Consider the following 11,268-nt stretch of genomic DNA (forward strand, 5'->3'; position numbering starts at 1 on the left):
GTTTAAATAAAGGGTTATTTGCCCTGAAAATTGGCTGCGCGACGTTGTAGCATGGCCATCACACCTTCTTGTACATCTTGTGTTTTTAGTAGTGGTTGTAAGTGCTGATCCAATTGAGCAAAGGCAGCATCGGCTCCCAAATGCACCCCTTGCTGTGCTGCAGCGAGTGTTGCCTGAACCGCCAGTGGTGCAGCCTGTGCAATTTGTTCTGCAAGTTCTATTGCATGAGATAAGGGCGCTTGGTCGGTGATTTCAGTCACCAAGTTCATGTCATATGCCGTTTGCGCATTGAAACGTTCACCTGTGAGTAAATAGCGCATGGCTTTATTCCAACCCGCTGCTTGCACAAAGCGAACTGTTGCGCCACCAAAGGGAAGAATGCCACGTTGCACTTCCATTTGAGCAAACTCCGTGTGACGCTGTGCGATCACGATATCGGCATTCAGCATGAGTTCAATACCCGCTGTAAAACAGAACCCTTGTACCGCGACCACAACTGGTTTTTTTCGTTGTCGTGAGTTGGTTCCCCACGGATTAATTTGCTGATCAGGAAAATTAAACAGCCCGCTGCCAAGTTTGGGTTGTAGTTCGACCAGATCTAGACCCGCAGTAAAATGATCGCCATGAGCAAAAATCACCGCACAGCGTAAATTTGGATCATCTTCATATTCAGTGAGCGCCAGTGAAAGGTCATGAATTAAATGACTGTCAAACGCATTTCGTTTATCTGCACGGTCCAAACCGATTAAATAAAGATGACCACGAATTTCTCGACTTACACGACCTTGTTGTTCTGACATTTGGATGATTCCTTCTGATTATTCTTTATGCATAGCTAAGTTTTTAAACGATTGTTAGAAAACTGTCAAAACTGATGCGTTCAAAACATCAAAATCATCGTCTGGTGGATGAGTGGTTTGATTTAAAATTTACAGAGTTGATATGAAATAGTGCAGGATATAGCTTGCCTTTGGGCTGATTTTTTCCATAATAGCTGCAGCTTTTTTAAGGCCCAATCTACCATGTCAAACTTAGAAATTTTTGCAGTCATTATTAGCTTAATCGGGGTGACTTTAACCATTAAGCGAAATATGTGGTGTTGGTGGTTTAACTTTGCAGCTTTTTTGCTGTATGCCTACCTGTTTTATACCTACAAACTTTATGGCGAAACCATTTTGCAGTTTTTCTTTGTAGTGGTGAACTTCTACGGTTTTTATCATTGGTTGAAGGGCAAACAACAAGATCATGACATCCGTATTGAACCGATTGCGACCAAACTCGTGATCTTTCAAATGCTCTTAGCTGCGGTGGGCGGTTTGATTTTTGGTTTAAGCCTGCACTATTTTACCGATGCAGCCGTACCAATTTTGGATGCACAATTGGCCGCGTTTAGCTTGCTCGCAACGTATTGGACCAGCCGGAAACATATTGCCACTTGGGTGCTTTGGGTATTTGTCGATATTATCTATGTGGGTATGTTTATATATAAAGACCTGTATCTCACCGCAGCTCTGTATGCCGGTTTTGTCGGCTTGGCGGCGTTTGGTTGGTGGCAATGGACACAAGTCAAAAATAAACAGCAGCAACAGGCGATGAAAGCTTTATAAGGATCATTGGGTGATGGCAAAGCTTATTTTCTAATAGCCGTTGATCCAACCCGATGAACAATAGAAGAGCGTGCAGAGTCATGATTATCGACTTTCAACTTGAGCAGCAACAGCGTTTTGACCGACAAGCTGCATTTCTACTACAGCAAAATGCGAGCTTTTTTCAGTTTGAGCAAATAGCAGATGTGTATAACGCTGAATGGATCAAGGCATTTCCACAAGGCACGAAATGTAGCATCAGCGGTTTGGATGATGGTGCAGATGAATACGGCATCCAAATCAGTTACAAACACCAAAGTATCTTGATTGATTATTCACAAGTAATCAAATTGGTACACCGTGATCGGGATGGTGTGGTGCATAGCATGCTTTTAAATTAATAAAATTTTTAAAATCAGCTCTTTAAAGATTCGTTTTAAAAAAGAAAAAAATAAGCGTAAGAAGAAATGAAAAGATATGGAACGTTATTAAAGCAATGACGCAACTTGACCCAAAAGATTCAACATTTAAAATTTTCAATCAGCTATGTTTTGAACTCTTTCATCATTATGGCTCGCACTGCACGTCTTTTGAACCAAGCGCTTTGATAAGTGCAAAACCAATGCAACAGCTTCCTGAACAAGCCAGCTTTGATATTGTAAGCCTCGACTTCGGTCATTGGTACGCAAAGTTGTCCTATGCAGGGATGTATTTAAAAATCGATGCGGGCTGGGAATTTCAGCTCGAGTTTAAAGATCAGGATGGGCAAATCTATCAAAAAGTCCTTTAAGGCAGAGTCCCAATGAGTTGCAGTATGGCAATTCTGTTTTTTCAGTTTGGTTTCAGGTCAATGACAGCCACAGCGCTTTCCGATTTAATCCAAAACACAGTTATAGCAACTGTAGACTGGGCGAAATAAAACAATAAAACCAATATTGACCTGAAGGATTACGAGAATGGCACATCAATTTACCGTCAATGCCACAATTCATGGCATTTCACTTGAAGATTTTAAACGACTAGCCGCAGATATCAGCTTGCATGAAGCGGTGTGCAAACGCATACCGGGTGAAAATCTAGAAATTTTAGAATCAAAAAAAACAGGCGATATGTATACCTTAAAACGTGCATATAACCTTGATGTAAATATTCCAGATATTGCCAAGAAGTTTTTAAAAGATGCGTTTCGTCTGAAACGTACGGATATTAGTAATTTGGCGGCGTTAACATCAGATGTCAAACTTGATCCGAACTTACCGCTCGAAGCAAGTTGCAAACGAAGTGTCAGTGGTGATGCGACACAAGTCAGTTTTAATTTGGATTGGACGGTGAAAGTCAAAGTTCCACTGATTGGTGGATTACTAGAAAAACATGCAGAAGGTGAAATTCGTCGTTTTAGTCAGCTCGAGATTGAAATTGTAGAAGATGAATTACGTAAAAATTTAAAAGCCTGAATCGACTTGAAAGCGAGTTTAAAAAAGCGGTCATTGACCGCTTTTTTTATTTTTAGTGAGATGTTTTTTCAAAGCGTTGACGATAGAGCATCGCAGTAAAGAAGGTCACCAAACAGACGGTCCAAATATAATACATAGCGCCAATGTTGCTGTATAAACTCAACCATTGAACCAATGGCAAGGTGATACCACCCGCGATGGCATAAGCCAAATTGTATGAAAATGAAATGCCCGAGAAACGAATCTGTGCAGGGAACATTTTCACCATACTATAAGACACCATGCCGACCGTACCTGATGCCAAACCGAGCAGCATATAGAGCGTAAACACGGTCGATGCTGCCACATGGCCCAAGCTGTTATAGAACACGCCCGCGATTATCGCGACAAGGAGGGAACCGAACAGCATCACTTTGCCCGCACCGAAGCGATCTGCCAAAAGACCTGCCAAGATACAACCGACCATTTGCATCACAATAGCGGCACTTTGCATTTTAAAGGCATCTGCACGTTCAAAACCAAAGGCGCCTGTGAGTAAATTTGGCATCGCTAAAATCAGCACAACAACACAGCCAGTTAAGAACCATGTAAACAACATACCAATCACAACGCCTGTTTTGTGCTGTTGTAGCACTTGTTTCACTGGAAGCTCTTTAGCCAATTGTTTCTTTTCTTGCATGGCTTTAAATACAGGCGTTTCTTTTAAATAACTGCGGAGATAGAGCGCAACAAAACCAAAGATCCCGCCTAGAATAAATGGAATCCGCCATGCCCAGTCATGGATTTCTGACTCTGTAAATTGTAATGAAATAAACAAAGACATCAGTGCGCCCAATAGGATACCCAAAGATAAGCCGGCAGTGAGTAGGCCGTTGGCGATCCCAATTTTTTGCTCTGGCACATGCTCTGAAACAAAAGTCCATGCCGCAGGGATTTCACCACCAATCGCGATGCCTTGAATCACGCGCATCAGTAGGAGCAGGAGTGGTGCTGCATAGCCAATACTTTCAAAAGTTGGCATCACACCGATCATCAGTGTAGGCAGAGCCATGAGTAAAATAGACAAACTAAATAAACGCTTACGACCAATCAAATCGCCAAAATGGGCCATCACCACTCCACCCAGTGGGCGGAAAAAATATCCGGCTGCAAAAATACCATAGGTATTCAGCATCGCCCAAAATGGACTGAGTCCAGTGGGGAAAAACAGTTCCGAAATAATTTTGGCGTAAAACACATAAATGACAAAGTCATAAAACTCGAGTGCGCCACCGAGTGATGACAGTCCGAGGGTACGTTTATCTTGACGAGTCAGGCGTGGCTGAGCTTCCATGCACATATTTTCCAGCAGCAAATAGCATTTGACGAGTTTAGTGATTCAATTTTTTATTGAATAATCAAACTTTGTTGCCTTATTAAAAACTTATAGTTATGAAAATATCATTAATTAAGAACAAAATAATATAGATAAAGTCGTATTAACTAAAAGAATGATTGGTAATAGATAATGGCACACCTTGATGTATAAATGATAAATATCAATAGCATAGGGTGGTGTGATCTGTCATTTTACTTTGTTCTCTATATAAACCATAAAAGATTCAAAGCCATAGCATGCTGTTGTTTTATACTCAGAACCGATAATTATACATATCGCGTGGTTGTTTTTTTTTAAATAACTGATGTTACGCAGTAACATCAGAAGCGTAATTTGATTCAAATGAAAGAATGATAAGCGGTAACGTCATCCGCAAGTGTTTGAGACAGGACTCCTTCTAATCAAAAATGTTTTTGCGATACTTTGAATAATTTGATACTAGTGAACGAGTTTTGTCGGTGAGGTGCATTGCACCGCAAGATGGTTTCCTTGCGAAGCTTTGCTTCTCATTTTGCCGAATGAGAAACAACGTTTCGTAAGAGTACCTCCAGCCGAAGGCTAATCCCTTTATTTAAATCCTAGATGTAAGACTTCGTCGAATAAACTTAAATATCATTTTAAAAATGCGTAATTACTTTTACGTGCGTAACATCAGTTAAATAATATAAGCTTGCTAGACGTAAAAAAGGATAAATACATGAGTCATATTGCTGCTGTTGCACAACGTGGTGAAGCAATTTTGACGCTCACTGCCGCAGAGGTACAAGCGTCTGAAATAGGTTCTGCATGGTTAACTGCACTAAGTGAAACACTTTATGCCACCATGCTTGAACGTCAAGGTGTAGGTATTGCCGCACCGCAAATTTATGTTTCTAAGCGGCTGATTATCGTGGCTTCACGTCCAAATTTACGCTATCCAGATGCGCCTGAAATGGAGGCGATTGTCATGGTGAATCCAGTGATTACATCTCAATCGACAACGACTGTATTGGGTGAAGAAGGCTGCTTAAGTGTGCCGAATGCACGAGGACAAGTCCCGAGAGCTGAACAAATTCACGTGCGATATTTGACCCTTCAAGGTGAAGTCAAAGAGAACACCCTGAATGGCTTTCCCGCACGGATCGTACAACATGAGGTCGATCATCTGAATGGGATCTTATTCACCGAGCGTTTAGAATAAAAACCGTGCTATTCCAAAAATATAAAAGTGACCAATTGAGCTAAAAAAATAGCGGAAAAGTAATTTGAATAGTGGTGCAAGTGAAGTTTAAAGGCTTCAAAGATTGCATGCTTAACTGTGAAAATAGACTTTCTTTTTGAAGCTAAAACCTTGTATAACTAGCGAAATAATAAAATAAAAAAGTAGATTAATGGGGAAAAATTGGGGCAATGCTGTCTGTACGAAATGGGGCGTACAATGGCGTAAATTGAAGCATCTTTTGTTTGAGTCAGACTATCTCATCATCAATTGGTCTGACTACGATAAAGGGCGTTTACTTCTCATCTTTGGCATGCTGAGTCAAGTTAGCGTGTTGAAGTGGTGCATCATGAATTTTTATTATTCGACCAATCGGATTTGGTTTAATCCGAGTGAACTCAAGTTCAGGATCATCGTCGCTTGTATAGTCCTACTCAGTTATGGCGTATTGGCAGTACTCAGTCTTTATTTCAAAAAATATTTAAATTTTAGACTGTTTTTTAGCTATTTTGCGCCCGTCCTGTTTGGGATCGGCATGATCTATGGTGGCTATATGATCGGGATCTATAGTCCTGCCACTATGGCGGGGACGGTCAATCTGCTGATGGTCGGTTTGGTTTTTTATCGTCCTGCGATTATGCTCAGTATCACATTTCCGATCACATTGTTTATTGGCTACATTTGCTATCAAACTTCGATTGACCATCTAGAATATGCACCGATTTTCAGCCCAGCTTTAAAACAGAGTGAGTTTTACGACAATGCCTTTTGGCTGATGAGTATGGCGGAGTTGTATTTACCCATATTGATCGTCAGTGCAGTATTTTTTCAGATTTTGCTTTTACAGTGGCGACACCGTGAACAAAAGATGGAAGTCCTCAGCCGTGTCGATGGGCTGACCAATGTGTTTAACCGACGTTATGTTAGTCATGAACTTGATACACTCAGCAAACAGACACAGCCTGAATTTGCAGTGGTTTTGCTTGATCTCGACCATTTTAAATTGATCAATGACCAATATGGACATGATGCAGGAGATGCCGTTTTACAACGTGTTGCTCAAATTTTAAATGACAATACTCGTGTACAAGATGTGGTTGGACGTTATGGCGGTGAAGAATTTATTTTAATTTTAAAAAATCAGAGTTTAGAGCAGGCGATAGAGGTCGCTGAACGTTGTCGATTGGCCATTTCTGAAGCTGAAACTATGATAGCCAACCGTCAAATGTTGAAGATTAGTGCAAGTTTCGGTGTGGCAACGGCGATTGAGGGGACACCGTCTGCTATGGTCACGCGTATGGCCGATCAAGCGCTGTATATGGCAAAGCAACAAGGTCGTAACCAAGTACGCAGCTTTCGTGAGTTAAAATTGGCAGAAGATTAAATAATTTAAACGATAGTTATGCAGCAATTACAATTTCAGCTCGGATTAGCGCAGCTCGACTTTCAGACCGAGCAACAGAATATTCATTTTGATCATGGCTTAGTCGCTTTGGTGCAAAAATGTGTCCGACATCAGCGTTTCGATGCTTTGGCAATTGAATATTTGATCTATGAAATTGAAGAAATTTTAGAACGATTACAGCTCGATTATCAGACGCAGCGCTATGCTCAGTCGAATGATGCGATGCTGCATCTATTGGCGCAGAGCTTTTTTGAACATGCGACCCACATTGACCGACAAAGCCTAGAACATGGCTTTAATGAAATGATTGAACATACCGAATATTATCAAAATCTATTTGGTGAGCAGGCAATCATTCAACTCAGTTATTTCGTTTTTATTCGAGAAATGATGCACCATTTAAACCTACAGCACATACAAGTTTTAGCTCAGAATGCGTCTTCACCATAAGGACTTATACAGATGCAGCTCAATTTGTTATAAATAAAAAAGCACACAACAAAAAATAGACCTTATGAAAACGCCTGTTCCAGATTATTTACAGCATGTCTTTAATGCCTGCGATGCCAATCAGCACGGAGATTTAGCAGATTATATTCCTGAGTTAGCCCATGCCAATCCGAATAGACTGGCTTTGGCACTGTCTACCGTAGATGGCACGATTTATTCCACAGGTGATGACGAAGTCGAGTTCACCATACAGTCGATGTCTAAACCCTTTGCTTATGCCTTAGCGATTCGTCATCTTGGCTTGGATAGCGTTTTACAAAAGGTCGGTGTCGAGCCATCGGGAGAGGCGTTTAATCAAATTGCGCTCGATCCACAAAGCAATACCCCGAAAAACCCGATGATCAATTCGGGGGCAATCACCACACATTCACTTTTACCACATGACAAGCACAGTACCCGAGCTGACAAACTCCGTGAATTTTTAAGTGAACTGGCAGGGCGTGAGCTGAGTTTTGATGACGCGGTTTACCAGTCTGAAGTGAAGACAGCTTTTCGAAATTTGTCGATCGGTTACATGCTGCGCACAGTCGGTGTGCTTGAAGAAGACCCTGAAGATGTGGTGAATGGCTATATTCGTCAGTGTGCAATATTAGTGACGGTTAAAGATTTGGCAAAAATGGCCAGTGTGCTTGCCAATGGTGGCGTGCAAGCAGCCACAGGAAAACGATTACTGTCACGTTCGGTGGTGCGCCAAGTGTTGAGTGTGATGATGACTTGCGGCATGTATGATGCTGCGGGAGATTGGCTGACAACGGTTGGTATTCCTGCCAAAAGCGGTGTGGCTGGTGGCATCATGGGGGCTTTGCCAGGGCAGGTTGGGCTGGCAGTCTTTAGTCCGAAACTCGATACACATGGGAATAGTGTTCGAGGCGTCGAAATATTTGAACGACTGTCTAAGGACATGGGACTGCATGTCATGGAGGGAACGCCTTCGGCGCAAACGATCGTCCAAAGTCGCTATACCTGCGGTATTGATCATTCGGTGGTGGTGTATGAACTGCGCGGCGTTTTGCAATTCACTGAGTCTGAAATGTTGCTGCGGATCTTAGAGGATGAACCTGTTGCGAATAACCATATCGTTTTAGATCTGACCAATATTTCTTTGATACACGATGTTGGTGTCCGAATGCTCTTTGAAGGTGTAGATCGTTTAATTGCGGATGGTCATCGCGTGGTGGTGATCGACTCAGAGCATCTCTTGGAACAAAGTCGAAGTCATGCAGGGCATGAGGTGGTTGTTCGGGAAGAGTTGAGTCAATATTTACAACGGTTTGAGCGTTAATGGACCAAAATCCATTGTTGAGTCATATAAGGTGCTCATAAGTTTAGTGCTTAGATCGGCTATAATTTTCTTTTTGCGTTAAATTTGCTTATGTCTTTTGAGTTAAAAGTCAGTTTACTCCCGAATGTTGAAGCTTTATCCTCGCAGTATAAAAAGCTGAATAAACTGATTGAGCAAATTGAACAGCAAAAACAAGACTTAGCGCTTTGGCAAAATGCCAAAAGTGAGTTTCAGAGTTATATTCAGTTAAAACTTGTACCGATCTATCGTGATTTGCATGCGGTGTACTACCGTCAACTAACTCAGCTTTGGCAACATCTACAGCAAGAAGACTTCGCCAAAGCAGATTTAGCACAGTTCGATGCCAAACTAACCAAATTGGCAAAGCAGCTGAAAAAATCCAACTATTTAAATACAGCAGAACTTGAAAAAGTCGCAGAGGTAGATGCCTTTTATCAGCAGCACCATGCACATAATCAAAAGCCAAATAAAAAGGGCAAGTCAGCACAAGCAGAACAGCTAAACACAAATAGTCATGTTGATATAGAACTGGACGCTGCAGAACAACATGAGTCTTATGAAGCGTGGGACAGCGAACAATATCAACGTGAGAAAGAAGAGCATCAGCGCAGACGCTTAGCGCAAAAGCGCGAGCAAGCTGAAAAGTTAGTGAACCAATCACTGAAAACCGTGTATTTAAAAATCACTGCCATGATTCACCCAGACCGTGAACCTGATGAAGCTAAAAAAGCGGAAAAAACCGAGTTGCTGCAAGTGGTGAACCAAGCCCATGAAGCACAGGATTTATTTTATTTATTAAAGCTGCAATTACAGCTTGAAACCAATAAAGGCAAAAGCCCTAAAGCTTTAACAGATGAACATTTAAAGTTTTATAAAATGGCTTTAGAGGCACAAAGCCAACGCCTCGCCAATCAAATAGATGACATCACGGATAGTTTCCACTGGAGTGAAAAACCGAAGCCGAAAAATATGCAGGTGAAAGATGTGTATAAGGTGATTGATGGTGATGTTTCAGTGTTAAAAGAACAAGTGAAGTGGGAAAAAGAACGGCTGAAATATATGGAGAAGGTGAAGGGGTTGGAGGTGTTATTGGAGAATGGGGTTTTGTGATTGGTCCATAAAGAAAAAATCTAATTAAAATAGATTATATAAAGAAGCTCAAAATTTTGAGCCTCTTTATATAAATAAGAAAATAATTTAAGAGAGAAGAGCCTTTTAATTACTAAAAGAGAGCAGATTTTCAATAAAAGAACTATCTAAGTCTTTAAATAATGGAACTATCTCAAATAAAGGAAGTGATGTAAAACCATTAAGATGAATATTTTCATAAAGTGAAGCCTTTGTTTTACCTTGATATAATATAAAGTTTCCAAGAATGTTTTGATTTGTTAGGGTTTTTTTATCAAAATTTAAATATTTAATATTATCAAAATATTTAAATTTAATTGATTTTAGAACCTGGTTCCTTTGCAGAGAGTCTAAACTTCTAAATTTAGCATCAAATATATAATATGTGCTATTTAAGCTAATCGTATCCTTAATTAATATTACAAAATCTGGATTATAGTAATCATATTTTTTTGCATGACTATGATCGTAATTGGTGCTGACTAAGTCAGAGTGATCCAAGATACTATTACCAATGTAGCGAATAATTTTTTCATAATGTATATGAACCACCTTATTATCTCTTTGTAGTATAATTTCTTTAGGTAATTCCTGTTCTGTAATTACATTAAAGAGATTGAAGCCAATTTTACTAAAAGAATCAATAAGTTTGTATAAACAAAAAAATTCATATATTTTTGACATTGAACGAATTTTAATTTTTGCATAAATATCATTTAGTCCAAATGAACCACACTCATAAATATGTCTTAATTTGCTAAAAAATTCTTTATAAAAAGCATTAGCCATAGTGATTTTGGTTAATTTTGGATAAATAGGTCCTTTATAGGTTATATTTAAATTTTTTTGAAGAAAGTAAATGTAATATTCTATCTCTTTTAATAAAAATTGAACTCTTTTTAAAATTCCCGAAGATGTAACTTTAAGAATTACCTTAGAAATATCCTTTCTATAAGCGTCATTTTTTTTGAAGCTAGAATATTCTTTATCTGAATTAGAAACTTCATTAATATTAATTCCGTTTAAAATTTCTAAAATTTTATTTAAATTAATTTTTGTATAAATTAAGCCAGATAATAGAATTTGGTTTTCTAAGAAATCATATGTATCATTTAAAGTGGTAGATGGAAGTCCGGGAGTGGAATAATAATTTCTATCAATTAAAACATCTGATGATGTATTAAGTTGACAAAAATAACTAATCATGCGAAAAAGTTTTTTTAGTTAACAGATGTTCACACATGCCTCGAATTGTTTCTGTACCACTTAGTTTAGAACAGCGAGAACGACTCATTTTTCTGGCCAA

At 39.6% G+C, this 11,268-nt stretch carries 12 protein-coding genes and 1 pseudogene; 10 read left to right on the forward strand and 3 right to left on the reverse strand.

Annotation, left to right across the window (positions count from 1 at the left end; all coding sequences use genetic code 11):
- Positions 1 to 14 precede the first annotated feature (14 nt).
- Complete coding sequence (locus FTU05_RS02870) at positions 15 to 800, reverse strand: crotonase/enoyl-CoA hydratase family protein (protein ID WP_168379272.1); 786 nt, start codon at positions 798 to 800, stop codon at positions 15 to 17.
- Positions 801 to 1,022: 222 nt separating this feature from the next.
- On the opposite strand from FTU05_RS02870, the gene pnuC reads away from it, so the two are divergent.
- The 4 genes from pnuC to FTU05_RS02890 all read left to right on the forward strand — a co-directional run bounded on the left by pnuC (position 1,023) and on the right by FTU05_RS02890 (position 3,040).
- The gene (gene pnuC / locus FTU05_RS02875) at positions 1,023 to 1,607 is read left to right on the forward strand and encodes a nicotinamide riboside transporter PnuC (protein ID WP_168379271.1); all 585 of its coding nucleotides are present in this window, start codon (positions 1,023 to 1,025) and stop codon (positions 1,605 to 1,607) included.
- A gap of 80 nt (positions 1,608 to 1,687) precedes the next feature.
- A complete protein-coding gene (locus FTU05_RS02880; protein ID WP_180164202.1) occupies positions 1,688 to 1,987 on the forward strand; it encodes a hypothetical protein in 300 nt (99 codons plus the stop codon).
- A gap of 221 nt (positions 1,988 to 2,208) precedes the next feature.
- The gene (locus FTU05_RS02885) at positions 2,209 to 2,376 is read left to right on the forward strand and encodes a hypothetical protein (protein ID WP_180164204.1); all 168 of its coding nucleotides are present in this window, start codon (positions 2,209 to 2,211) and stop codon (positions 2,374 to 2,376) included.
- 166 nt (positions 2,377 to 2,542) lie between these two features.
- The gene (locus FTU05_RS02890) at positions 2,543 to 3,040 is read left to right on the forward strand and encodes a DUF2505 family protein (protein ID WP_180164206.1); all 498 of its coding nucleotides are present in this window, start codon (positions 2,543 to 2,545) and stop codon (positions 3,038 to 3,040) included.
- 52 nt (positions 3,041 to 3,092) lie between these two features.
- Here the strand turns inward: FTU05_RS02890 and FTU05_RS02895 are convergent, their stop codons facing one another.
- Positions 3,093 to 4,373, reverse strand: coding sequence for an MFS transporter (locus tag FTU05_RS02895; RefSeq protein WP_180124095.1), 1,281 nt, complete (start codon positions 4,371 to 4,373; stop codon positions 3,093 to 3,095).
- A gap of 742 nt (positions 4,374 to 5,115) precedes the next feature.
- Here FTU05_RS02895 and def point away from each other — a divergent pair.
- The 5 genes from def to FTU05_RS02920 all read left to right on the forward strand — a co-directional run bounded on the left by def (position 5,116) and on the right by FTU05_RS02920 (position 9,944).
- A complete protein-coding gene (def, locus tag FTU05_RS02900; protein WP_180124096.1) occupies positions 5,116 to 5,598 on the forward strand; it encodes a peptide deformylase in 483 nt (160 codons plus the stop codon).
- Between the two features lie 190 nt (positions 5,599 to 5,788).
- Positions 5,789 to 7,000 (forward strand): GGDEF domain-containing protein, encoded by a 1,212-nt coding sequence (locus FTU05_RS02905; protein ID WP_180164208.1) that lies wholly within the window; start codon positions 5,789 to 5,791, stop codon positions 6,998 to 7,000.
- Between the two features lie 18 nt (positions 7,001 to 7,018).
- On the forward strand, positions 7,019 to 7,471 hold the full coding sequence (locus FTU05_RS02910) for a hypothetical protein (protein WP_180005323.1): 453 nt from the start codon (positions 7,019 to 7,021) through the stop codon (positions 7,469 to 7,471).
- Between the two features lie 64 nt (positions 7,472 to 7,535).
- Positions 7,536 to 8,813, forward strand: a complete 1,278-nt coding sequence (locus FTU05_RS02915) for a glutaminase (protein ID WP_180164210.1) — start codon at positions 7,536 to 7,538, stop codon at positions 8,811 to 8,813.
- A gap of 90 nt (positions 8,814 to 8,903) precedes the next feature.
- Positions 8,904 to 9,944 (forward strand): molecular chaperone DnaJ, encoded by a 1,041-nt coding sequence (locus FTU05_RS02920; RefSeq protein ID WP_180164212.1) that lies wholly within the window; start codon positions 8,904 to 8,906, stop codon positions 9,942 to 9,944.
- A 105-nt stretch (positions 9,945 to 10,049) separates the two neighbouring features.
- Here the strand turns inward: FTU05_RS02920 and FTU05_RS02925 are convergent, their stop codons facing one another.
- Positions 10,050 to 11,168 (reverse strand): hypothetical protein, encoded by a 1,119-nt coding sequence (locus FTU05_RS02925; RefSeq protein WP_180164214.1) that lies wholly within the window; start codon positions 11,166 to 11,168, stop codon positions 10,050 to 10,052.
- Between the two features lie 35 nt (positions 11,169 to 11,203).
- Between FTU05_RS02925 and FTU05_RS18040 the strand changes: the two are divergent.
- A pseudogene (locus FTU05_RS18040) lies at positions 11,204 to 11,268 on the forward strand (helix-turn-helix domain-containing protein); the annotation flags it as partial.

The sequence above is a fragment of the Acinetobacter sp. YH12049 genome, assembly GCF_013419875.1.
Classification (GTDB): Bacteria; Pseudomonadota; Gammaproteobacteria; order Pseudomonadales; family Moraxellaceae; genus Acinetobacter; species Acinetobacter amyesii.

What these genes read in the sequence shown, in the direction of transcription:
- FTU05_RS02880 (WP_180164202.1), top strand. Translation starts at nt 1,688, where the DNA reads ATGATTATCGACTTTCAACTTGAGCAGCAACAGCGTTTTGACCGACAA.
- FTU05_RS02910 (WP_180005323.1), top strand. Translation starts at nt 7,019, where the DNA reads ATGCAGCAATTACAATTTCAGCTCGGATTAGCGCAGCTCGACTTTCAG.
- FTU05_RS02915 (WP_180164210.1), top strand. Translation starts at nt 7,536, where the DNA reads ATGAAAACGCCTGTTCCAGATTATTTACAGCATGTCTTTAATGCCTGC.
- FTU05_RS02905 (WP_180164208.1), top strand. Translation starts at nt 5,789, where the DNA reads ATGGGGAAAAATTGGGGCAATGCTGTCTGTACGAAATGGGGCGTACAA.
- FTU05_RS02895 (WP_180124095.1), bottom strand. Translation starts at nt 4,373, where the DNA reads ATGGAAGCTCAGCCACGCCTGACTCGTCAAGATAAACGTACCCTCGGA.
- def (WP_180124096.1), top strand. Translation starts at nt 5,116, where the DNA reads ATGAGTCATATTGCTGCTGTTGCACAACGTGGTGAAGCAATTTTGACG.
- FTU05_RS02890 (WP_180164206.1), top strand. Translation starts at nt 2,543, where the DNA reads ATGGCACATCAATTTACCGTCAATGCCACAATTCATGGCATTTCACTT.
- FTU05_RS02885 (WP_180164204.1), top strand. Translation starts at nt 2,209, where the DNA reads ATGCAACAGCTTCCTGAACAAGCCAGCTTTGATATTGTAAGCCTCGAC.
- pnuC (WP_168379271.1), top strand. Translation starts at nt 1,023, where the DNA reads ATGTCAAACTTAGAAATTTTTGCAGTCATTATTAGCTTAATCGGGGTG.
- FTU05_RS02920 (WP_180164212.1), top strand. Translation starts at nt 8,904, where the DNA reads ATGTCTTTTGAGTTAAAAGTCAGTTTACTCCCGAATGTTGAAGCTTTA.
- FTU05_RS02870 (WP_168379272.1), bottom strand. Translation starts at nt 800, where the DNA reads ATGTCAGAACAACAAGGTCGTGTAAGTCGAGAAATTCGTGGTCATCTT.
- FTU05_RS02925 (WP_180164214.1), bottom strand. Translation starts at nt 11,168, where the DNA reads ATGATTAGTTATTTTTGTCAACTTAATACATCATCAGATGTTTTAATT.